The 22,563-nt window shown below is 68.2% G+C and carries 21 protein-coding genes, 1 pseudogene and 1 riboswitch; of the genes and pseudogenes, 9 read left to right on the top strand and 13 right to left on the bottom strand.

Annotated features, from left to right (window positions below; translation table 11 throughout):
• Positions 1-96: 96 nt before the first annotated feature.
• Positions 97-244, top strand: a riboswitch (SAM riboswitch).
• Positions 245-262: 18 nt separating this feature from the next.
• From thrC to groL, 4 genes are all read left to right on the top strand, one after another.
• Positions 263-1,552: a threonine synthase gene (gene thrC, locus QIS99_RS18630; protein WP_282514662.1), complete on the top strand. Its 1,290-nt coding sequence runs from the start codon at positions 263-265 to the stop codon at positions 1,550-1,552.
• 131 nt (positions 1,553-1,683) lie between these two features.
• Positions 1,684-1,962 (top strand): MoaD/ThiS family protein, encoded by a 279-nt coding sequence (locus QIS99_RS18625; protein WP_282514661.1) that lies wholly within the window; start codon positions 1,684-1,686, stop codon positions 1,960-1,962.
• A gap of 421 nt (positions 1,963-2,383) precedes the next feature.
• A complete protein-coding gene (locus QIS99_RS18620) occupies positions 2,384-2,587 on the top strand; it encodes a cold-shock protein (protein ID WP_005315736.1) in 204 nt (67 codons plus the stop codon).
• Positions 2,588-2,934: 347 nt separating this feature from the next.
• Positions 2,935-4,557, top strand: a complete 1,623-nt coding sequence (groL, locus tag QIS99_RS18615; protein WP_282514660.1) for a chaperonin GroEL — start codon at positions 2,935-2,937, stop codon at positions 4,555-4,557.
• Between the two features lie 94 nt (positions 4,558-4,651).
• On the opposite strand, the gene QIS99_RS18610 is transcribed toward groL, so the two are convergent.
• From QIS99_RS18610 to QIS99_RS18580, 7 genes are all read right to left on the bottom strand, one after another.
• Complete coding sequence (locus QIS99_RS18610) at positions 4,652-4,912, bottom strand: Txe/YoeB family addiction module toxin (protein WP_282514659.1); 261 nt, start codon at positions 4,910-4,912, stop codon at positions 4,652-4,654.
• Entirely contained in the window at positions 4,909-5,160 is a 252-nt protein-coding gene (locus QIS99_RS18605) for a type II toxin-antitoxin system Phd/YefM family antitoxin (protein WP_282514658.1), read from the bottom strand. Before QIS99_RS18605 ends, QIS99_RS18610 begins: the two co-directional genes overlap by 4 nt.
• Positions 5,161-5,263: 103 nt before the next feature.
• Complete coding sequence (locus QIS99_RS18600) at positions 5,264-5,908, bottom strand: hypothetical protein (RefSeq protein ID WP_282514657.1); 645 nt, start codon at positions 5,906-5,908, stop codon at positions 5,264-5,266.
• 57 nt (positions 5,909-5,965) lie between these two features.
• Complete coding sequence (locus QIS99_RS18595) at positions 5,966-7,546, bottom strand: PTS transporter subunit EIIC (protein WP_282514656.1); 1,581 nt, start codon at positions 7,544-7,546, stop codon at positions 5,966-5,968.
• A 32-nt stretch (positions 7,547-7,578) separates the two neighbouring features.
• Positions 7,579-8,661, bottom strand: a complete 1,083-nt coding sequence (murQ, locus tag QIS99_RS18590) for an N-acetylmuramic acid 6-phosphate etherase (protein WP_282514655.1) — start codon at positions 8,659-8,661, stop codon at positions 7,579-7,581.
• A gap of 73 nt (positions 8,662-8,734) precedes the next feature.
• Positions 8,735-9,649: a MurR/RpiR family transcriptional regulator gene (locus QIS99_RS18585; protein WP_408909589.1), complete on the bottom strand. Its 915-nt coding sequence runs from the start codon at positions 9,647-9,649 to the stop codon at positions 8,735-8,737.
• A gap of 145 nt (positions 9,650-9,794) precedes the next feature.
• Entirely contained in the window at positions 9,795-10,766 is a 972-nt protein-coding gene (locus QIS99_RS18580; RefSeq protein ID WP_282514653.1) for a hypothetical protein, read from the bottom strand.
• Positions 10,767-10,991: 225 nt separating this feature from the next.
• On the opposite strand from QIS99_RS18580, the gene QIS99_RS18575 reads away from it, so the two are divergent.
• The 3 genes from QIS99_RS18575 (at position 10,992) to QIS99_RS18565 (ending at position 12,023) form a co-directional block, all read left to right on the top strand.
• Positions 10,992-11,261: a DUF1905 domain-containing protein gene (locus QIS99_RS18575; RefSeq protein ID WP_282514752.1), complete on the top strand. Its 270-nt coding sequence runs from the start codon at positions 10,992-10,994 to the stop codon at positions 11,259-11,261.
• 121 nt (positions 11,262-11,382) lie between these two features.
• Positions 11,383-11,760 carry a hypothetical protein gene (locus QIS99_RS18570; RefSeq protein ID WP_282514652.1) on the top strand — a complete coding sequence of 126 codons (378 nt, stop codon included), beginning with the start codon at positions 11,383-11,385 and terminating at the stop codon, positions 11,758-11,760.
• Positions 11,757-12,023, top strand: a complete 267-nt coding sequence (locus QIS99_RS18565; protein WP_282514651.1) for a DUF4031 domain-containing protein — start codon at positions 11,757-11,759, stop codon at positions 12,021-12,023. The genes QIS99_RS18570 and QIS99_RS18565 overlap by 4 nt, the downstream gene beginning before the upstream one ends.
• Here QIS99_RS18565 and QIS99_RS18560 read toward each other — a convergent pair.
• The 3 genes from QIS99_RS18560 to QIS99_RS18550 form a co-directional block, all read right to left on the bottom strand.
• A complete protein-coding gene (locus QIS99_RS18560) occupies positions 11,980-13,314 on the bottom strand; it encodes a Cmx/CmrA family chloramphenicol efflux MFS transporter (protein ID WP_282514650.1) in 1,335 nt (444 codons plus the stop codon). The genes QIS99_RS18565 and QIS99_RS18560 overlap by 44 nt on opposite strands.
• A gap of 219 nt (positions 13,315-13,533) precedes the next feature.
• Positions 13,534-14,046 (bottom strand): GNAT family N-acetyltransferase, encoded by a 513-nt coding sequence (locus tag QIS99_RS18555; protein ID WP_282514649.1) that lies wholly within the window; start codon positions 14,044-14,046, stop codon positions 13,534-13,536.
• Positions 14,047-14,053: 7 nt separating this feature from the next.
• Positions 14,054-14,704 (bottom strand): HD domain-containing protein, encoded by a 651-nt coding sequence (locus QIS99_RS18550; protein ID WP_282514648.1) that lies wholly within the window; start codon positions 14,702-14,704, stop codon positions 14,054-14,056.
• A gap of 526 nt (positions 14,705-15,230) precedes the next feature.
• Here QIS99_RS18550 and QIS99_RS18545 point away from each other — a divergent pair.
• Positions 15,231-19,467, top strand: a pseudogene (locus QIS99_RS18545) (DUF6531 domain-containing protein); the annotation flags it as partial.
• 1,070 nt (positions 19,468-20,537) lie between these two features.
• Entirely contained in the window at positions 20,538-20,891 is a 354-nt protein-coding gene (locus QIS99_RS18535) for a VOC family protein (protein ID WP_282514645.1), read from the top strand.
• A 92-nt stretch (positions 20,892-20,983) separates the two neighbouring features.
• Here the strand turns inward: QIS99_RS18535 and QIS99_RS18530 are convergent, their stop codons facing one another.
• Genes QIS99_RS18530 through QIS99_RS18520 form a run of 3 tightly spaced genes read right to left on the bottom strand, consistent with a single transcriptional unit; the run spans position 20,984 to position 22,541 of the window.
• The gene (locus tag QIS99_RS18530; RefSeq protein WP_282514644.1) at positions 20,984-21,472 is read right to left on the bottom strand and encodes a hypothetical protein; all 489 of its coding nucleotides are present in this window, start codon (positions 21,470-21,472) and stop codon (positions 20,984-20,986) included.
• Positions 21,469-21,720 (bottom strand): DUF397 domain-containing protein, encoded by a 252-nt coding sequence (locus QIS99_RS18525; RefSeq protein WP_282514643.1) that lies wholly within the window; start codon positions 21,718-21,720, stop codon positions 21,469-21,471. The genes QIS99_RS18530 and QIS99_RS18525 overlap by 4 nt, the downstream gene beginning before the upstream one ends.
• The gene (locus QIS99_RS18520; protein ID WP_349017306.1) at positions 21,717-22,541 is read right to left on the bottom strand and encodes a helix-turn-helix domain-containing protein; all 825 of its coding nucleotides are present in this window, start codon (positions 22,539-22,541) and stop codon (positions 21,717-21,719) included. Before QIS99_RS18520 ends, QIS99_RS18525 begins: the two co-directional genes overlap by 4 nt.
• Positions 22,542-22,563: the final 22 nt, after the last annotated feature.

Here is a 22,563-nt window from a genome sequence, read left to right as displayed (position 1 = left end):
GGACGACTATCTCAAGAGCCAGTCCCTTCAGTTACAGTCTTGAACAACGCGAAGGACCGCCGCATGCCGGGGGTCGTCGCGCAGACAACCGAATACCGCTCATCCAGAGGGGCAGAGGGATACGGCCCGTTGAAGCCCCGGCAACCCTCCAGTCGGTTACTTGCGCAACTGGGCGCGCGAGGCCCCGGCTAGGGAAGGTGCCAAATCCGTCTCGTGGCGAAGTGCGTCACGAGGAAGATGAGGAGAAAGGGCCTCGCCTCTCATGGCAGTACAGACCACCGAAACCCCCGCCGCCACCACCGTGGACCTCGGCCCCGCCTCGGGCCTGTCCTGCCGCGAGTGCGGTGAGCGGTTTCCGCTCGGCCCGATCTTCGCCTGCGAGCTGTGTTTCGGGCCCCTCGAAGTCGCGTACGACCTGCCGGTCGGCGACCCGGAGGGGCTGAAGAAGAAGATCGCGGAGGGTCCGGACAACATCTGGCGGTACGCACCGCTGCTGCCCGTCCCCGCCGACGTGGCGACCAAGCCGAACCTCAACCCCGGCTGGACCAAGCTCGTCAAGGCCGACAACCTGGCCCGCGAACTCGGCGTCACCGGCGGCCTGTTCATCAAGGACGACTCCGGCAACCCGACGCACTCCTTCAAGGACCGCGTCGTCGCCCAGGCCCTGGAGGCCGCCCGCGCCTTCGGCTTCACCACGCTCTCCTGCTCCTCCACCGGCAACCTCGCCGGTGCCGTCGGCGCCGCCGCCGCCCGCGCCGGCTTCCGCTCCTGCGTGTTCATCCCGCACGACCTGGAGCAGGGCAAGGTCGTCATGGCCGCGGTGTACGGCGGCGAGCTCGTCGGCATCGAGGGCAACTACGACGACGTCAACCGCTTCTGCTCCGAGCTCATCGGCGACCCGCTCGGCGAGGGCTGGGGCTTCGTCAACGTGAACCTGCGGCCGTACTACGGCGAGGGCTCCAAGACGCTCGCGTACGAGATCTGCGAACAGCTCGGCTGGGTCCTTCCCGACCAGTTGGTCATCCCGATCGCCTCCGGCTCGCAGCTCACGAAGATCGACAAGGGTCTGCAGGAGCTGATCAAGCTCGGACTGGTCGAGGACAAGCCGTACAAGATCTTCGGCGCCCAGGCCGAGGGCTGCTCGCCGGTGTCGACGGCGTTCAAGAACGGCCACGACGTGGTCCGCCCGCAGAAGCCGGACACCATCGCCAAGTCCCTCGCGATCGGCAACCCGGCCGACGGCCCGTACGTCCTGGACATCGCCCGGCGCACCGGCGGCGCGGTGGAGGACGTCAACGACGAGCAGGTCGTCGACGCGATCAAGCTGCTTGCGCGGACGGAGGGGATCTTCGCGGAGACGGCGGGCGGTGTGACGGTCGGGGTCACGAAGAAGCTGGTCGAGGCCGGCCTCATCGATCCTTCGCTGACCACGGTGGTGCTCAACACGGGTGACGGCCTGAAGACTCTCGACGCCGTCGCGCCCACGTCCCAGGCCACGGCGACCATCAAGCCGTCGCTTGACGCGTTCCGTGCCGCGGGGCTTGCAGGCTAGGGCCTGGTGTCCGCTGCCTGCTGCGGGCCGTCTGTGTCGGTTCGCGCCCACGCGGCGTCAGCCGCATACAGACACAGCCCCGCGCCCCTTTCGGGGCGCCCGCCAAACCGTCTTTCCGTAAGGTGATCGATATGAGCGTCAACGTCCGCATCCCCACCATCCTGCGCACCTACACCGCCGGCCAGGCCGAGGTGGCCGCCGAGGGGGCGAACCTCGCCGAGGTCATCGCCGACCTGGAGAAGAACCACACGGGCATCGCCGCGCGCGTCCTGGACGACCAGGGCAAGCTGCGCCGCTTCGTGAACGTCTACGTGAACGACGACGACGTCCGCTTCGAGCAGGGCCTGGAGACCGTCACCCCGGACGGCGCCGGCGTCTCGATCATCCCGGCCGTCGCGGGCGGCTGCTGACCGCTTTATGCAGGAACCATGCAGAATGCCCCCTCCGCCGGAAGCGGAGGGGGCATTCTGCATGGTTGGCCGCGATAGAGTTGGGAATGCTGTTCCGCTTTTGAGCGCCGCGCATGCCGGGCGCATATGAGAACTCCTGGATTCGCTGACGAGTTGTCGTCGACGCGCTCCCGCAATTCGCACGATTTGCTCCCTTCGCCCGGTCCGACTTGTTCTGTGATCCGGCGAAACCTCCCCGTTCAGCCGATCGGCCGCGCCCAGATTTCTCGTCGAATTGACCTGTTGCAGACGGCAGTTGGGCAGATACATTCAGCGGCGGTCGACGCGTTCCGGCGCACACCCCCACCTGTCGGGGGGTGAGGTCTGACCCGGGTCCGCGAAGTGTGGATCTGTGCAAGGGCCAGTAATAGGGGAGTTAGGCATGGCTCAGGGCACCGTCAAGTGGTTCAACGCGGAGAAGGGGTACGGCTTCATCGCGGTCGACGGTGGTGCGGATGTGTTCGTCCACTACAGCGCGATTCAGATGGACGGCTACCGCACCCTTGAAGAAGGTCAGCGAGTGGAGTTCGAGATCTCGCAGGGCCAGAAGGGTCCGCAGGCGGACATGGTCAAGCTCGCCGTCTGATCAAGGCGCGATCGGCCACCGACGCACGCACGGCGAGGGGCCCGCATCCCGGGAGGGATGCGGGCCCCTCGTGCGTGCGCGCCGGGTCCGGTCCGAGAGGCGTCGGATCCTGGGAGGCGCTTGCACTCGTAGGGGGCGAGTGCTAATCATTGCGTTAGCACTCTGAAGGTGAGAGTGACAGAACTTGGATCGGGTCGGTGAGGTCCGGGGGCCGGGTGGGGCAAGGAACCACAAGGCTCGCAGGCCGTCCGTCGCGGGCGCCAGCCAGGTCCGTTTGCGTTTCCTCCCCCGAGCTCTCGGCTTCGTTCGGGCAGGGGGACCCCCATCGTCCGGGAGGACCACTTCACATGGCCAAGATCATCGCGTTCGACGAGGAGGCACGGCGCGGCCTTGAGCGCGGCATGAACCAGCTCGCCGACGCCGTCAAGGTGACGCTGGGCCCCAAGGGTCGCAACGTCGTCCTGGAGAAGAAGTGGGGCGCCCCCACGATCACCAACGATGGTGTGTCCATCGCCAAGGAGATCGAGCTTGAGGACCCGTACGAGAAGATCGGCGCCGAGCTGGTCAAGGAAGTAGCCAAGAAGACGGACGACGTCGCCGGTGACGGTACGACCACCGCGACCGTCCTCGCCCAGGCGCTCGTCAAGGAAGGCCTCCGCAACGTCGCCGCGGGCGCCAACCCGATGGCCCTGAAGCGCGGCATCGAGAAGGCCGTCGAGGCCGTCTCCGCCGCCCTGCTCGACCAGGCCAAGGAGGTCGAGACCAAGGAGCAGATCGCCTCCACCGCCTCCATCTCCGCCGCCGACGCCCAGATCGGCGAGCTCATCGCCGAGGCCATGGACAAGGTCGGCAAGGAAGGCGTCATCACCGTCGAGGAGTCCCAGACCTTCGGTCTGGAGCTGGAGCTCACCGAGGGTATGCGCTTCGACAAGGGCTACATCTCGGCGTACTTCGCCACCGACATGGAGCGTATGGAGGCCGTCCTCGACGACCCGTACATCCTCATCGCCAACTCGAAGATCGGCTCCGTCAAGGACCTGATCCCGCTCCTTGAGAAGGTCATGCAGTCCGGCAAGCCGCTGCTGATCATTGCCGAGGACGTCGAGGGCGAGGCCCTGTCGACCCTGGTCGTCAACAAGATCAAGGGCACCTTCAAGTCCGTCGCCGTCAAGGCCCCGGGCTTCGGTGACCGCCGCAAGGCGATGCTGAACGACATCGCGATCCTCACCGGCGGCGAGGTGATCTCCGAGGAGGTCGGCCTCAAGCTGGAGAACGCGACGATCGACCTGCTCGGCCGCGCCCGCAAGGTCGTCATCACCAAGGACGAGACCACCATCGTCGACGGTGCCGGCGACAGCGACCAGGTCAACGGCCGCGTGAACCAGATCCGCGCCGAGATCGAGCAGTCGGACTCCGACTACGACCGCGAGAAGCTCCAGGAGCGCCTCGCGAAGCTGGCCGGCGGCGTGGCCGTCATCAAGGCCGGCGCCGCGACCGAGGTCGAGCTCAAGGAGCGCAAGCACCGCATCGAGGACGCCGTGCGCAACGCCAAGGCGGCCGTCGAGGAGGGCATCGTCGCCGGCGGTGGCGTGGCCCTGCTGCAGGCCTCCGCGGTCTTCGAGAAGCTGGAGCTCGACGGTGACGAGGCGACCGGCGCCAACGCCGTGAAGCTCGCCCTGGAGGCCCCGCTCAAGCAGATCGCCGTCAACGGTGGCCTTGAGGGCGGCGTCGTCGTCGAGAAGGTGCGCAACCTGACCGTCGGCCACGGCCTGAACGCCGCCACCGGCGAGTACGTCGACATGATCGCCGAGGGCATCATCGACCCGGCGAAGGTGACCCGTTCCGCGCTGCAGAACGCGTCCTCCATCGCCGCGCTGTTCCTCACCACCGAGGCCGTCATCGCCGACAAGCCGGAGAAGGCCGCCGCGGCCGCTCCGGGCGGCATGCCGGGCGGTGACATGGACTTCTGATCGACCTCTGGTTGATCAACCTGTCCTGACCGAGGGCGGCATTCCTCTTACGAGAGGGGTGCCGCCCTCGGGCGTTGTTCGGGGAGGGGCGTGCTCAGCGCTCGTAGTGATAGCGGCAGGCCGCGATGCGGACCTCGTCCTCGACCACTTTGTAGATGAGGCGGTGTTCCTGCGTGATACGGCGCGACCAGTAGCCGTGGAAGCCGTGTTTCAGGGGCTCCGGTTTGCCGATGCCCTCGTTGCCGTTGCGGGCGATGTCCTGGAGCAGCGCGTTGATCCGCTTGAGGACCTTGCGGTCCTCGGTCTGCCATCCGACGTAGTCGGCCCAGGCCTGCTCCTGCCAGACGAGTTTCAATCCAGCATCTCCCGAACAACACCTTGGCCGTTCTCCAGGTCTTCGATCGCCTGCAGGATCCGACGCGCGTTCTCCGGGCTGCGGAGCAGGTAGGCCGTCTCCTTCAGGGACTCGTACTCGTCGAGGGCGACTATCACCACCGGATCGTGTCCCGCGCGGGTCACGATCACCTCTTCGCGGTCGGCGACCACCTTGTCGAGGGTTTCGGCGTACCTGGCTCTGGACTCGGTGTAAGTCATGGTGCGCATCACGGCCTCCTTCGCCGATTCACGTACGGAATCCTGTACGTACAGAAAAGTGTACGCCTGTCGTGGGCGTGTGGAAGCGGAGCGGTCGCCCCGGGCGCCCCGGTCACGCGTGCTGCGTGAAGATCTCCTTCAGGGTGGCCAAGTGGGCCGCTGCCTCCGCCTCGTCCTCGTAACCGCCGTCCTCCGCGCGGTACTCGACCAGGGTCTCCGCGGTGAATTCGGGGGTGTCGAGGAGGTAGTCGGAGAGGCAGTAGTCGAAGCCGGACTCGGTGAAGAGGTTCAGGCGCTCGCGGGCGCAGTGGGCTCGGGTGCCGGCCGCTATGTGCCACTCGTCGCCGTCGTGCCAGAAGACGCCGCCCGCGTAGTGGATCGTGGCGCCGGTCTCGTCGTCGACGAGGTTCAGGGACTCGTAGTTCTCCGGGCGGTCCAGGGCCAGGTGGACGAGGTCGTCGGGGACGCCGTCGTAGAGGGACTTCTGGAGGGCGTACGTGCCTTCCGCATACAGGTTCAGCTCCGACTCGTGGTCGAAGGTCAGCAGGAGGATGCGGTCGTCCGGGGTGAAGTACCAGACCGCGGACTGGCCGCCGCTGTCGTTCCAGGCGAAGCGTTCCGCGCCGTCCACGGTCATCGGGGCGATCTCGGTGACGTCGGTGACGATCGCGGCGCGCCTGCGCAGTTCGGTGGTCGGCAGGGCGCGGAGGGCGGTCCAAGTGGGGCTCGGAGAGGCGTCGTTCGGTTCGTTGCTCATGTCGCGAAGGTTAGAACCCGCCACTGACAACGCCTCCCCGAGGCGGGCTTGGGTGGCTCAGACCCCAGCGGGCTCCTTCGGGCGCTCGGCGGGAGACTCGGACGGTACCGCCTCCGAATCCGCCTCCGAATCCGCCTCCGAATCCGCCTCCGAATCCGCCTCCGAATCCGCCTCTGGGCCCGTGTTCAGGTCGACCAGCATCTGCTTGCTGAAGCCGAAGAAGTACGTGGCGGCAAAGCCCACGACGTATCCGACGAGGAGCCCGCCCGCGTAGACCGCGATCGTCTCGCCCAGGCCCTTGTTGCCGTCGAGCAGCGGGAACAGGGCCCAGCCGGACGGGCCGATGGCCGTCGAGCCGACCTTGTCGCCGACCATCGAGAAGAACCCGACGAACGCGCCGCCCGCCGCGCCGCCCACGCAGGCCGTGATGAACGGGCGGCCGAGGGGCAGCGAGACGCCGTAGATGAGCGGTTCGCCGACGCCGAGGAAGCCTGCGGGGAGCGCGGACCTGATCGTCGTACGGATGGAGTTGTTCCGCTTGAGGCGCTTGAACACGGCGATCGCGCAGCCGACCTGGCCCGCGCCCGCCATGGCCAGGATGGGCAGCAGGACCGTGTAGCCCTGCTGTTCGATGAGCGTGGTGTGGATGGGGATCAGGGCCTGGTGCAGGCCCAGCATCACCAGCGGCAGGAACAGGCCGCCGAGGACCAGGCCCGCGAACGCGCCGGTGTTGTCGAGGAGCCAGTTGGCCGCCGTGCCGATCGCCGTGGACACCTCACCGGCGACGAACATCAGGCCGAAGATCGTGACCAGGCCGGAGACCAGCACCGTCAGGGTCGGCGTGACGAGGACGTCCACCGCCTCCGGCACCACCTTCCTGCACCACTTCTCCACGTACGACGCGAGTACGGCGGCAGCCAGGGCGCCGAGCACGCCGCCCTGCCCCGGCGACAGCTTCTGCCCGAACGCCTCGATGTTCGCGACGCCCGCGTACACGATGATCGCCGCGACCGCGCCGCCCAGGATCGGCGTACCGCCGAACTCCTTCGCCGTGTTGAAGCCGACGAACACCGCGATCAGCGCCATGAAGCCGGAGGCGATGGCGCCGAGGGCGGGCGTGACCGCGGTCAGCCAGCCGAGGTTGATGAGCAGTCCGTTGAGGCCCGCGATGATGCCGCAGCCGATCAGGGCCGGGATCAGCGGTACGAAGATGTTGGCGATCCGGCGCAGGAACAGCTTGACGGAGGTCTGGTTCCTGGCCTTCTGCGCGGCCTTCAACTCGGCTCCCCGCTCGGCCAGTTCATCGGCGGTGAGGGCCTGCGAGGTGGCGGACTCCTCGGGCTCGGCGGCCCGCTCGGCGGCCCGCTCTTCGGCTCGCTCTTCGGCCACCAGGGCCTCGAACTCCGGCGTGACGCGGGCGACCTTTCCGGGGCCGAGCACGATCTGGTACGTCTCGTCCTCGACGACGCCCATCACGTCGGGCAGTCCGACCAGGGCCTCGTCCTGCACGAGCCTGCGGTCGCGGAGGCCGAGCCGGAGGCGGGTCATGCAGTGGACGACGGAGTCGATGTTGGCTGCGCCGCCGACGAGGGGCAGGATCGCGGCGGCGATGGCGCGGTTCGTGTTGTCGGTGCTCATGTACGGGCCTTGCTGTGCGGGGATACCGGGGTTCAGGTGCCGGGGGCGGACGGAGCGGACGGAGCGGACGGGGCGGACGGGGCGGACGGGGCGGACGGGGCGGCGGTGAGGGCTGCGCGGAGGTGGCCCTTCGAGCCGGTCAGGAGGGTGTTCGCGGTGGCGGCGTCGACGTCGGCGAGGATCATCAGGATCGCCGTCTTCACCTCGCCGTCGGCCGCGGCGAGCGCGGACTCGATCGCCGCGTCCGAGGCGTCGGTGGCGAGGGCGACGATGCGGCGCGAGCGGGCCTGCAGCTTCGCGTTGGAGGCGCGGACGTCCACCATCAGGTTTCCGTACGTCTTGCCGAGCCGGATCATCGTGATCGTCGACAGCATGTTGAGGACGAGCTTCTGGGCCGTGCCCGCCTTCAACCGGGTGGAGCCGGTGAGGAGTTCGGGCCCGACGACGACCTCGACGCCGTGCTCGGCGGCCGCCGCGAGCGCGCTGTCCGCGTTGCAGGAAAGCCCGATGGTCAGGGCGCCGGACGCGCGGGCGTGTTCGACGGCGCCGATCGCGTACGGGGTGCGGCCCGAGGCGGAGATGCCGACCACCGTGTCGTCGGCGGTCAGGCCGAGCGCGGTCAGGTCCTCGCGGGCCAGCGCCTTGGAGTCCTCGGCGCCCTCGACGGCCGTGACCATCGCGGACGGGCCGCCCGCGATCAGGCCGACGACGTCCGCCGGGTCGGTGTTGAAGGTCGGCGGGCACTCGCTGGCGTCCAGCACGCCGAGCCGTCCGGCGGTGCCGGCGCCCGCGTAGATCAGGCGGCCGCCGCGGGCCATGCGCTCGGCGGTGGCGTCGATGGCGGCGGCGATCTGCGGCAGCTGCGCGGCGACCGCGGCCGGGACGGAGGCGTCCTCGCCGTTCATGGTGTGCGCGATGTCGAGCGTGGACAGGCGGTCGATCTCGGCGAGCTCGGGCCGGAACGCCTCCGTGGTGAGCGTGGCGAGCTGGGCACGCAGCTCCCCGTAGGCGCCGGGGTCGGTGCCGGGGTCGGTGTCCGAGGTGGTCCCGGGGTCGGTGCCGAGGTCGGTGTCCGGGGTGGTCCCGGGGTCGGTGTCGGGGGTGGTGGCAGTCATGGGTGCGGCGGCTCTTTCGTACGCGGCGGGTGGGGGGTTCTTGGGGGTTCTGAGGTCTTACGGAGCCGGTGGGCTATCGGCTGCGCGGGCTGTGGCGGTGCGCGAGCGCCTCGTAGGACGCGGCGAGCGCGGGCGCGGCCGTCTCGTACGTACGCTGCGCCACGCCGACGAACAGGCAGTCCACGACGAGGAGTTGGGACGTACGCGAGGACATCGCGGCGGGGCGGAGCTCGCTCTCGCGGGCCGTGGACGTGGTCAGTACGTGATCGGCGTACTGCGAGACCGGGCCGTCCGGGCGGCCGGTGATCGCGATGGTGGTCGCGCCGTGCTCGAAGGCGACGCGCAGCGGTTCGATGACGTCGCCGGTGGAGCCGGAGTGGGTGATCGCGACGGCCACGTCCTTGGAGCGGAGCAGCACCGCGTTGGTCACGGCGAGGTGCGGGTCGCCCATGGCGTGCGCCACCATGCCGATGCGCAGGAGCTTCTGGCCCAGGTCCTGGGCGACGAGGGAGGAGGCGCCGACGCCGTAGATGTCGATCCGGCGGGCCGCGGCGAGCGCGGAGACGGCGGCGCCGAGCTGCGCGGTGTCGAGCCCGGCGGCGGTGTCGGCGAGGGTCTGCTGCTCGTCGTACGCGAGCTTGGCGACGACGTCCGCGATCGGGTCGTCGACGGCGATGTCCGCGGTGACGGCCGGGGCGCGGCCCGACTGCTGCTGGGCGGCGAGGCCGGCGAGGGCGAGGCGCAGGTCGCGGTAGCCGGGGTAGCCGAGGAGGCGGGCGGTGCGGACGACGGTCGCCTCGCTGGTGCCGGTGAGCTCGGCGAGCCCGGTGACGGTCAGCGCCGCGCACCCGGCCGGGTCCCCGGCGACGGCCTCGGCGACGCGCTGCATGGACCGCGTCATCGACGGCGCGAGCGTCCGCACCTTCGCCGCGAGCGCCGCAGGGGCGGGCGGGGCGCCGCTGCTGCCACCGCTGAAAATTTCCTTCAGGTTGCTGCTCACGCTTTGAAAGATATTTTCTGATGCGGCGGCGGTCAAGAGCCCTCCGTCACGCCGGGGCGCGGGACTTTGGCCCCGGGTATGACGGCGGGCCGGCCCCCGGGGGAGCCGGCCCGCCTGCTGTGTCCCCTTACGCCTACGCCTGGGCGTCGAAGATGTCCGCGGCTTGTTGTGCAGTGAGGGCACGGGTCAGCCACTCGCTGAGCTGATCCCCGTCGTGGCAGGTGGTGATGCGTTCGCGGACGTCGTCGGATACGTCCAATCCGCGGTCTTCCAGAACCTGGAGCAGGGCCTGGGCCCGGCCTTCGTTCAGTTCCTCTACCCGGACTTCTTCCCGGACTTCTACCCGGACTTCTTCCCGGACTTCTTCCCGGACTGCGTCGCGCACTTCTTCCCGGACTGCGTCGCGCACTTCTTCCCGGACTTCTTCTGCGAGGTACGACCTGTAAAAGGAGAGGTCCACGGCCACCAGGTTCCTCCAGAAGTGCTTGGCCGGGCGGTTGCCCAGGCCTTGGGCGGTGAATTCGACGATCGGGTTCGCGACGTCATCGGGGGCGTCCTTCAGCGCTGCGGACAGCGCCTTAAGTATCGCATCGACCCCCGGATCCGCGGCGTGCGTAATGGCCGCCAGGCTGGCCAGGACGAGGTCTTCGCGGGCCTCGTCCGGGTCGGTGATCATCGGCATGTTGTGCGGCCCCGCGACCAGGGGCTGCAGGGTCAGGGTGGGGATCCGCGCCGGACCGCAGGTCATCGGCTGCCGGGCCCACTTCGCGGTGGTCAGGTCCTGGCAGACGACCAGGAGTGCCGTCGGCAGCCGGTACTTGGTCCAGAGGTACGACGCGTAGTACGCCCAGCTCGCGGGCTTCGCCGGATCCTTCTTGCCCTGCGCCTCCACGGCGAGGAGGAAGGGTCCCTGCTCGGCGGTGTCGAAGCGCAGCAGTGTGTCTACGCGGCGCTCGACCGGGCTGTCCTCGGTGAGGTCGGTCGGGAGCGCGGTCGCCCCGACCGGTCTGGGGATGTCGGCCCCGAGGAACTGGGAGACGCGGCTGAAGAGCCCGGGATCGTGCTGGAAGATGCGGTGCATTGCCTCGTGGGAGGAGGTGACCATGCGGTTCCGTTCGAAGGGTGGAGCAAGGACGTTCGAGTGGAGCGTAAGCGGCCCAACAGGCAGGAACGGAAGCCGAGTTGGGGAAGATCACTCATGAGTGTGGGGTCGCTTGACGAACCTTCTGCCCGTGTGGTGAGAGGCGGTTTTCGAAGGGCGGCGATGAGTTTTGGCCGGTCGGGAGGTCCACCGAACCAAGGACCCTTTGACGGGAGGGCAGTAGGCGTGATCGACAAGGAATTCACCGCGACCCTGGAGAAGAGCCCGGAGCGCGGCGGCTGGACCTACGTCATCTGGCCCGAGTCGGCCGAGTTCTTCGGTACGCATGGCCTGGTCAAGGTCCGCGGCACCGTCGACGGGCACCCGTTCCGCAGCTCCTTCATGGCCCTCGGCGACGGCCGGCACAAGCTGCCGGTCAAGGCGGAGGTCAGGAAGGCCATCGGGAAGGAGGAGGGCGACGAGGTGACCGTACGACTGCTTGAGCGGATCGAGGCGTAAGGGACACACGAGGAGTACGAGGCAGGCAAGGCGCAGGCAAGGCGCAGGCAAGGCGCAGGCGCCGACAAGACAGCCAGGAGCCGCTGGACCTCTGGTGGGGACGTGGGCGCACAATGGACGCATGAACGCCCCGGACCCCACCAGTCACCTGGAGCAGGCGCTGCACGCGGCTCGCGCGCTCGTCCTGGCCGACCTCGTGGCAGGCGAAGTGGCCGAGGCCGACGTCGTCTCGCTCGTCGAGGACGCCGTGTCCCACCGCCGCTGGTGGGTCGGCCAGTGGCCGGAGGGTGTGGAGTTCGTGGCGGGCCTGATAGCGCAGGACGTCCAGGACTCGCTCCTGGACAAGTACGGCCGCTGGCCGCTGTGCGTCGTGTGCGGCACGGGAGAGCCGCACGCCCTGGACGTCGAGCCCGAGCTGGGCGCCGACCCGCACTGGGTGTGCGCCAAGGCGGGCGTGGTCGTCGCGGCGGTCGGCTCCCTCGGCTCGGTGGGCCGGTGACCGTCTACATCGACCCGCCCACCTGGCCCGGGCACGGCCGTATGTGGTCGCACATGGTCAGCGATGTGTCGTACGACGAGTTGCACGCGTTCGCGGAGAAGGTGGGCTGTCCGAGGCGGGCGTTCGAGCGCGACCACTACGACGTACCGGCGCACCGCTACGAGGACGCGGTGCGGGCCGGTGCGGTCGAGGTGTCGAGCCGGGAGGTCGTACGGCTGCTTACGCGGGCGGGGCTGCGGCGGCGGAAGCGGAGCGCTCGGTAGGCGTATCGCCGGAAGCGGAAGCGGAAGCGGAAGCGGAAGCGGAAGCGGAAGCGGAAGAGGAGACGGAAGCGGAAGCGGAAGCGGAGTGCTCGGTGGTCGGGGGCACGGCGGGGGTGGGGGCGCCGCCGGTCGCGACCGTGAGCGAACGGCCCCTCTGCATCCGCAGCGCCAGACCCACCGCCGCAAGCCCGAGCAGCGTCATCCCCGCCCCCGCCCAGGCCGGCGACGTATAGCCGAGGCCCGCGTCGATGACGAGGCCGCCGAGCCAGGGGCCACTCGTGTTGCCGAGGTTGAAGGCCGCCGTGGCGGTGGCCGCGCCGAGGGTCGGGGCGGCGCCGGCGACGTTGAACATCCGGGCGTTGAGCGCCGGCGCCGTGTAGAACGCGGAGAAGCCGATCAGGAACGCCACCGCGACCGCCACGACCGCCGAGGAAGCGAACAGGCCGAGGACGACGAGGAAGACCGTCGAGGCGACGATGCCGCTGAACAGCACGCCGAAGAGGTGCGCGTCCGCGATCCGGCCGCCGACCGTCGTACCGACCAGCGCACCGACCCCGAACAGCCCGAGCACCGTCGGCACCCAGCCGGAGGCGAGCCCGGTCACGTCGGTGAGCAGCGGCGCGAGATAGCTGAACGCGCAGAACACGCCGCCGCCCGCGAGGGTGATCAGCGCGATCTGCACCCACACCTGCGGGTCCCGGTAGATCACCAGCTCGCGGCGGAGCTGCGGCTTCTGCTCCGGCACCGGAATGCGCGGGATCAGCGTGGCGACGCCGACCAGCGCGACCGCGGAGGCCGCGCCCACCGCCCAGAACGCCGACCGCCAGCCGAAGTGCTCGCCGAGGAACGCGCCCGCGGGCACCCCGAGGACGTTGGCGATGGACAGGCCGCCGATCATCACGGCCATCGCCCGGGCCCGCGCCCCCTTGTCCACCATGGCGATGGCGACGCCCGCGCCGACCGCCCAGAACCCGGCGCAGGCCAGGGCGCTCACGACCCGGGAGGCGAAGAGGATCTCGTACGACGGGGCGAGCGCGCCCGCGACCTGGCCGAGGCCGAACACGGTGATCAGCGAGACGAGGGTGGCGCGCCGGGGCAGCCGCAGTGTGGCGGCGGCGAGCACGGGCGCGCCGACCACCATGCCGATCGCGAAGGCGGATATCAGCAGGCCCGCGCTCGGGATGGAGACGTCCATGTCGCGGGCGATCTCCGGGAGCAGCCCGGAGAGCATGAACTCGCTGGTGCCGAGCGCGAAGACGGCGAGCCCGAGCGTGTGCACGGCGATGGGCATGCGGGGCTTCGCGCTCCGGGGAGAGCCGGGCTTCGCACTCCGGGGCGAGGGAGAGGGAGCGGGAGCGGGGGCGGAGGAACCGGGGGCGGTCACGGGGTCGGGCATATCCGTTGCGAACAGTGACCGCGAGGTGCGCTATTCCCGTACGGGCGAACGTCACTCCCGTACGGGCGAACGTCACTCCTGTGCGGACGAGCGTCACTCCCGTACGGACGAGCGTCACTCCCGCCGGACCAACGTCACTCGCTCCCGCTCGTACGTCAGCTCCTCCGGCCCCCGCGCCGTGAGCGTGTACCCGGCGGCTTCGAGTACGCGCTGGGAGGCGGCGTTGCCGGGGGTGGTGCGGGCGTACACCGTGGTCACGCCGGGTTCGGCGAGGGCCCAGGCGGTGAGGGCGCGCAGGGCGGCGGTCGCGTAGCCGTTGCCGCGGGCGGGGGCGACCACGTCGTACCCGATCTCGACGCGGCCCGCGGCGGGCGCGCTGTGGAAGCCCATCGCGCCGACCGCGCGGCCGTCGCTCGCGCGCGCGATGACGTACATGCCCCAGCCCGGTACGTACGTGCCCTCCCCCTCGGCCTTGGCGACGAGGCCCGCGCCGATGCGGGTGCCCTCCTCGGGGCCGCCCTCGACCCAGTCGAAGCCGCCGGTGCCGCCGAGGGCGAGGTTCGCGGCGGCGGAGGGGGTCACGGGGAGCAGCGTGACGAGCGAAGGTGCGCTGGGGTTCCGGGGCATGGCCCGATCATGCCGTCAGCAGCTCCAGCTCGACAATGAGATTCCGGCGGGCCGGATCCTCCCAGGCGGCGCGGCCGTGCGGGGTGCGGAACAGCCGTGGCAGGTCGAGGAGTTGGCGCAGGACGGCCGCGCGCGCGTCGCGGAACGCCTCGTCCGGTACAAACGCGTACTCCTCGCGCACGGCGGCGGCGTAGGTGGCGTACGCGTCGGGCTCGGCGCCCAGGATCGCCAGGTCCGCGTCGCACAGCACCTCGCCGTTGCGGTCGCCCTCGGCGGGGTCGTGCGTGACGGTGAGCCGGACGAGCCGGGCCACCTCGGCGGTCGCGTCGGCCTCCAATCCCGCCTCGGGCAGGGCGCGTTCGGCGAGCCGGGCCGAGCGTTCCTCGTTCTCGGACCGGTCCGGCAGATACACCGCGTCGTGGAACCAGGCGGCGAGCCGGACCAGGTCCGCGTTCTCGGCGTGCCCGGCGAGGACGTCGATGTGGTCGAGGACCGCCGCGAGGTGCGTGAGGGTGTGGTACTTGCGCTGCGGCTCGCCCCACCGCCCGACGAGGTTCAGGCCGTACGGCGCGGGATCGGGCCCGCGCCCCTCGCCCCGCACGGCAATCAGGGTGGCGGACCAGCGCTGCTGGAGGCTGAGGGCGTCGTCGTCGGTCATAGGCGTCGAGCCTAGGCCCACCCGCCCGCGGCCGGTCACCCGAGGGCGTCTGCGGACGGTACGACCACCCCTCACGGGGCCGACGGCCCTGTCCCACACCTCCGCCCCGAGACCCGGGCGCGGTATTGGACGCGAGCGCGCCAGTACCCTGGCGAGGAGTTCCACCGCCCGCGCGCAGCGGCAGCTCGCCGTTCGGCCGACCAGCGCGCTCGTACGACGTCGGCCGTACGACGTCCTCGCTCGCGTGGGCGGAGAGGTGCCGCTTCACCTGACGCAATGCCTGCGTCGCCGCCTCGGCCCCATCGACGCTGTGTGGCTCATGCTTCGCAATAAACGAAGCAAGCGCAACGGGGCGGGGTGGTCAGCCCAGGACGCATCCGTGGGCGTGCTCACGCCCTACCTGTTGGCCTGACGGCGGGCTCCAGCGTGACTGTCAGTGCCGTCGGTTACGGTGCAGATTCGCACAAGTGTTTTTGGGTACGCAGGCGCGAAGCTGTAACTGGCGTACGGGGGAAGGGATACGGGGATGGGCTACGTCCTGCCCGGCTGGGTGGACACGCTTCTCGATTTTGTCGGGATCAACTGGCCGAACGTGGATGAGGACGACTACCGCGAGATGGCCGACGCGATGCGTGAGCTCGCGGATGCCTTCGATGACCACGCGGGCGAGGCGCAGGGGGCGGTGAGTCGTCTGCTGTCGTCCAGCGAGGGCTGGGCGGTGGATGCCATGCAGGAGCACTGGGGCAAGGTGAAGTCCTCGCATCTGGAGCAACTGCCTGAAGTTGCCCGGATGTTCGCGGATGCGTTGGATGTCGTCGCGGACTTGATCTATGGCATGAAGGTCAAGGCCGAGCTCGAACTCGGGGCCATGGCGGCGTCCGCGGGTCTTGCGATCAGCCTGATCGTCGCTACTGGTGGCTTGTCCGCGTTTCTGGGTGCTGCGCAGATCACGGCGATGCGTGAGGCGATACGGCGGATCATCAAGGAGGCCGCGGAGCAGATCGTCGAGCAGGTCATCGCGATGGTGACCGAGCCGGTCGCCGCGAAGCTGGAGGACATGGTCGCCGACGCGGTCCTGGAGCTGACCACGGAGGCTTTCAGCCCCGGTACGGGGGACGCCGGCGGTGACGGCAAGGGTGCTGCGGGGATGAACCTGAACTCCGCCGACGGGCCGGGAGGAGGGAGGCCCGGTGGCGGGGGCGGTGTGGGCCGGATGCGTATCGACCACGTCGAGTACGAGAAGGCCGCCGGGGACCTGGGCCGGCTCGGCGAGACGTCGATGACCCGTCTCAACGGTTCCCTGAACCGTGCTGACGGTGCCAACAACCGCACCAAGGGCAGGGACCCGTTCACCCAGGGCTTCGACGGCGTGGTCGACGGTGGTGTGAAGGGGATGCGGAAGGCCCTGGTCGCGGTCATCCGGCACAACAGCGAACTCGTGCCGAAGAACATGCGCGACACCTCCCAGCGGCACAAGGAGAACGAGAAGGCCAACGAGGAAGCCCTCCGCAAGATCATGGGCGACCAGGACGGCAAGGGTGGCCCCAACTCGCCGTCGAAGGGGCCGGGAGGCAAAGGCGGTGCGGCCGGCAGTAAGCCGGACCTCCTCAACAAAGCCCTCAACGACCCACGACACCACAGCGTCGAAGCGCCGAATCGGACCTGCAAGGAAGACCCGATCGATGTCGCCAGTGGCCAGATGCTGCTGGAACAGACGGACCTCACCCTCCCTGGAATTTTGCCCCTGGTCCTCAAGCGCACCCACCTGTCGGACTACACCTTCGGCACCTGGTTCGGCCGTTCCTGGGCGTCCACCCTGGACGAGCGCCTTGAGGTCGACGTCCGTAACAAGGCCGTCTGGGCTCGGGAGGACGGCACTCTGCTGGTCTACGACCAGCTGCCCAATCCCCAGCAGCCCGAGATCCTGCCGGTGGACGGCCCGCGCATCCCGCTGCGGCGGATCAGTGACTTCGGCGCCCACGACATGGAGTTCTCCGCCACCGACCCGCGCTCCGGGTGGACGAAGTACTTCTCCCGCCCCCGCGGCGAGGGCTGGCAGCTATGGCTCACGACGATCGAGGACCCGCACGGCAACCAGATCGACATCCATCGTGACGGCACCGGCCTGCCCCTGTCCATCACTCACAGCGGCGGGTACGACGTCCAGCTCACCGCCGACCGCGACCTGGGCCGTATCACCCAGCTGTCCCTGCGCACCGGCCCCGACGGCGCGGTCCGCGTCATGGCCTACGGATACGACCTGGATTCCGGTGATCTCACCGAGGTGACCAACTCCTCAGACCAGCCGCTGCGGTTCGAGTACGACCCCCAGGGCCGGATCACCGCCTGGACCGACCGCAACGACTCCACGTACCGCTACGTCCACGACGACCAGGGGCGCGTCGTCCAGACCATCGGTCCTGAGGGCTACCTGTCCGGGACGTTCGTGTACGACACCGCGAACCGCACGACCCGGTGGACGGACGCCCTCGGGCACACCACGCTCTACCAACTCAACGAGCGCCGACAGATCGTCGCCGAAACCAATCCGTTGGGCCACACCACCCAGCAGACCTTCGACAATCGTGACCGGCTACTGACCCACACCGATCCTTTGGGCCGCACCATCACCTACACCTGGGACGACGACGGCAACCTTCTCGCCCAGGAGTTGCCGGACGGCTCACGGATGAGCTTTGCGTACAACGATCTCGGACTGCCCGTCTCCACCGAACTTCCGGATGGCACGGTCACAGTCCAGGAGTACGACGACTTCGGCAACCGCACGTCGGTCACCGATGCCAGCGGTGCCACCACTCGATTCCTCTATGACGACCGAGGCCGTTGCACCGCGGTCGTCGACGCGCTTGGGGCAACGACCCGGGTGCGCTGTGATGCTGCCGGCCTGCACCTGGAGGTCGGGAACCCGCTGGGTGCGGTGACCCGCTACGAACGGGACTTGTTCGGCCGGCCGCTCACGGTGATGGACCCGTTGGGTACGGTGACGCGCTTGGAGTGGACGGTCGAGGGCAACCTTTCCCGTCGTACGGGTGCGGACGGTTCGTCGGAGTCGTGGACGTACGACGGTGAGGGCAACTGTCTGAGTCATACCGATGCGTTGGGTGCGGTCTCGCACTTCGAGTACACGCACTTCGACCTGCTGTCCGCCCGGATAGGTCCGGATGGCGCCCGCTACGAGTTCGAGCACGACGGCGAGCTCCGTCTCCGCAGAGTTGTCAACCCGCAGGGTCTGACGTGGAGTTACGAGTTCGACGCAGCCGGGCGCTTGGTCTCCGAGACGGACTTCGACGATCGCGTCCTGACGTACGCGCACGACGCGGCGGGCCAAGTGCTCTCCCGTACAACCGCGATGAGCGAGGTTATTCGCTTCCAGCGGGACATCCTGGGGAGGACGATTTACAAGGACGCGGCGGGAGCGATCACGACATACGAGTACGACGCGGCGGGTGGCCTGGTGCGGGCGGTGAACGCAGACGCGGTACTGGAGTTGGAGCGGGACGCTGCGGGGCGTCTGGTGTCGGAGACGGTCAACGGCCGCACAATGACGTTCACGTACGACGCACTCGGCCGCCGGGTGGACCGTAAGACCCCTTCGGGGGTGAAGAGTTCGTGGCAGTATGACGCGGCGGGCAACCCCACGGAGCTGAGGACGTCTGGCCGGACGATCTCGTTCACGTGACGGGATGGGACGGGAACTGAGCCGGACCCTGCGCCACGGAATTTCCCTCACTAGCGGGTACGACCTCATGGGCCGTCTGACGAAACAGGAAATCTTCAATCCGTCGGACCAAATGGTCCAGAATCGGAGTTACACGTACCGCCCCGACGGCAACCTCATTGACATCGACGACCAGCTCAACGGCTCCCGCCGATTCGACCTGGACGTGGCGGGCCGCGTTACCGCCGTACACGCGGCGGACTGGAGCGAGACATACGCATACGATGAGGCCGGTAACCAAACAGAGGCATTCTGGCCGAGCGTGATGCCTGGCCAGGAGGCTGTGGGCTCCCGCGCGTATGCAGGCACGCGTATACGCACGGCGGGCGCCGTGCGCTACGAACACGACACTGCCGGCCGAACAGTCATGCGTCAGAAGCCCCGCCTGTCCCGTAAACCGGACACGTGGCGCTACATGTGGGATGCGGAGGACCGCCTCACATCGGTGATCACTCCGGATGGCACGACATGGCGCTACTCATACGACGCGCTGGGGCGCCGAGTATCAAAACAGCGGCTCGCGCCGAACGGAGAAACCGTCGCGGAGCAGGTCGACTTCGTCTGGGACGGTACGACGCTGTGCGAGCAGATGAGTCATACGCCAGGAAGGCCGGAGTCGGTCGCGCTCACGTGGGACTACGAGGGCCGTCGCCCGCTGGCCCAGACGGAACGGAAGCAACTCTCGGGCAGAGAGGTCGATGACCGTTTCTACGCGATAGTCACCGACCTGGTTGGTACGCCCACGGAACTGCTCGATGTGTCGGGAGAGATCGCCTGGCGTGCCAGGGGCACCCTTTGGGGAACCACAGCCTGGAACAAGGGAGCAACCGGCTACACGCCACTCCGCTTCCCGGGTCAATATTTCGACCCCGAGACGGGGATGCATTACAACTATTTTCGCCACTACGCTCCTGAGGCAGCCCGTTATCTGTCGCCTGACCCGCTCGGCCTGGGGCCCGCGCCGAACCCGAATGCATATGTGAACTCCCCGCAGACTTGGAGTGACCCGCTCGGTCTTGCGCCGTACAATATTCACGCTTCTGTCGCTTACCAAGACTGGGGGAATAAGGGAGCGCACATTCACATCAATAAGAATGAAGTAAGGATTTTCCCTGACGGTGAGGGAGGTATCGGCGCCGAGCCAATTAGGCTTAAGCATGGAACTGCCAGCGACCGTGAAGTTCAGAAAGTCCTGGATGAGATATATTCGAATCAAACCCTCAGGGAGGATATAATTAAAAAGGCTACGTCGGCGAGAGATAGTATGAACAACGGCGAGTTCGGGATGACGTCAAACAGGGCCGCAGAGATGCACTTCATTATCAAGAACCTAGAGAAGTTGAACAGGTGAGGCCCTGATGGTGGCCGATGTTGACTTTTATGCGACCGCCGCGGTGTCCAGGGAGATTCTCGGGGTTCCTCTCCATGCCTCACCTGACGGATGGGAAGAAGTCCTAGGGGCTAACTTTCTGGACGATGTCCGGAAGTCGAGGATGAGGCGTGATTATGGTCTGATCGAGGTCGGTTTCACCAGGCGTGACGGATGCTGGGAGTCGGTAACTGTATCTCTGCAAACCCATCGACTGTCGAGAGATCTCGACGAGATGATTCCTCTGCCCATTCGGCAGGTCTACGGAAATTTCTCCCAGGAATTGTGTTTCGATTCGCTCAGTGCGGCCATCGAATCTCGGGGAGGGGCCCTGGAGGAAGTCGGAACTACAGGGCCGGGGTCGATGAGGCACTATCAGGAACATTCGGGTCGCGCATCCGTTTACGTCGTCGGCCCGGACTCCGGAACGGGCGTGACGGAGGGAGCGGTTTGGTCGATCGTCCTTTCCTGAATATTCTGGCCCTTCCGCACCACATTGCGGTTTTTTTAATTCCTTGGCGCGGCTTGCTCCCTCATCTGATCCCCAGGAGGCGGTGTTCTCGCCGGAGGTCAACGAGCGGGATATCGCGGAGCGTTCGGAATGGGCTCTCGCCAGCTTGCCGGAGGTGGTCGTACGGTTGTACGCGGGGCGGCACGCGACCGGAGCCAGGTACGAGTTGGCCGGAGTCGGCGCGGGGGAGTTGTAGTCGTTCTAGGATCGCCGGATGACCTTGAACTGGGAACAGGTGATCGTGCACGCGGAGGACCCGGCGGGGCTTGGCCGGTGGTGGGCGGAGGCCCTTGGCTGGGTCGAGGTCTACTCCGACGACGACGAGTTCGAGATCCGCCCGGCGCCGGACGTCACACCGGGCCTGGACTTCGTCCGCCTCAACGAGGCCAAGAAGGCCAAGAGCCGCCTGCACCTCGACTTCCGGCCGGAGGACCAGGCCGCCGAGGTGGACCGTCTTCTCGCCCACGGGGCCCGCCGCGTCGACATCGGTCAGGGCGAGCAGCCGTGGGTCGTCCTGGCCGACCCCGAGGGCAACGAGTTCTGCATTCTGGGGCAGCGGAGCGCGTGAGTCAGGCAGTCGGTACGCCGGTGGCTGGGCGGTGGGCTCAGTATGTGGGGAACTTGGACGTGTCGATCGTCCACGGGCCCAGCTGCACGGCGTCACCGAACTTGTAGGTGGTGCGGCGCGCTGCGGAGTGAAGGGTGACGGTGCCGGCCCCGGGGGGCGATGTGCGCGTACGTAGGGACGCCCATGCGGGAGTAGGCGCGGGGCTCGATGCTGTGGCCGTCCTCGGTGGAGCACACCTCGATGGCGGCAGTCACGTTCGGGCCGAACATCGCGAAGTCGTCTGCCTGCCCGTCCAGGTCGTCCTTGGCGACGACGAGCAGGTCGGCGGTACGGCACACGCCGATGCCGGGGTGGTGTGCCCGGCCGCCCACGAGCGGGACCGCCGAGTCGTCCTGGGACTGGATCTGGAAGGCGGTCTCGACCATGATCCGCCCGCGCAGCGGGGTCGCGTCGATCACGCGGACGTTGATCTCCAGGTCCGCGATGTCCGCCCGCACGAGCAGCCCGCGTTCGTCAGCCAACCCCTCGTATCCATCCACGAGTTGGCGGAGCTCGTCGTACGTGACAACCGGTCGGGTCACGGGGTCGTGCGGCCTGCCGCCTCGTTCGCGAAGGCGGACCAGGCGGCCGGGGGCACCGTGAGGATCGGCCCCTCGGGGTTCTTGGAGTCGCGGATGTGGATGGCGGTGGGGTGGGGGGCTACCTCCACGCAGTCGCCACCCTCGTCGCTGCTGTAGCTGGACTTGCGCCAGTCGTAGGCGACTTCGAGGCAGTCGCCGCCTTCGCTGCTGCTGTAGCTCGACTTGAACCAGTCCAGTGCGGTGCTCATGCCTCTCCCAGCAAGTGGTCCAGCAGACCCTTCGTCGCCTTGGGGGACAGGGCCTGTGATCGCAGCATCGCATACTTGCGCGCCAGGGTGGACACCTCGTCCGGATCGGAGACCCACTGGCTTCCCCGCTGCGTTTCCATGTAGGCGAGGTGTTGGTGGTCGGCCGTCTCCAGCAGGGTGAAGGAGCCTGCGGTGCCCGCGTTCTCCTCCGCGTCCAACGGCAGAACCTGAATGGTCACGCCAGGCAGATCCGCCATCGCGCGCAGGTGCCTCAACTGCACGGCACGTACGGCTGGTTCGACGAAGGCCATGCGTAGCGCAGGTTCCCAGATCACGAAGCTTCCCGTAGGCGGGTCCTTGCGCTGGAAGATGCCTTGCCGTTCGATGCGTCCGGCCACCTTCGCCGCGATCTCGTCCTCGTCGTACGCGGGCACCCGCTGTTGCAGCAACGCGCGAGCGTAGTCGGGGGTCTGGAGCAGGCCGGGGATGACCAAGGCGTCGTACTTGCACAGCGAAATCGCCCGCTGCTCCTGATCGATGTACTTCTCCGCCCACAGCGGAAACTGATCGATCTCCGGCATGTTGTCCACGGCGATTGCCAACACCCCCTTCGTCTGGAGGAGTTCGTCCAGCCTCTCCGCCAGGTCGGGCAGCAGCGGCCGTCTGCCCTGTTCGATCGAGGCGATCGTCGACTCGGCGATGGCCAGGCGTTCCGCCAGTTCCGCCTGGGTCAGTCCGGCGGTCTGGCGGAACAGCGCGAGGAGGCGTCCCACCATCTTCAGCGCGGAAGGGTTCTTGTGCGCGCGGCTCTTGGGGCTCACCGTGCCAGCGTAGTCACGCTCC

Origin of the sequence: Streptomyces solicavernae, assembly GCF_029968095.1 — a bacterium.
Classification (GTDB): Bacteria; Actinomycetota; Actinomycetes; order Streptomycetales; family Streptomycetaceae; genus Streptomyces; species Streptomyces solicavernae.
This window is presented reverse-complemented; position numbering and strand designations above follow the sequence as displayed.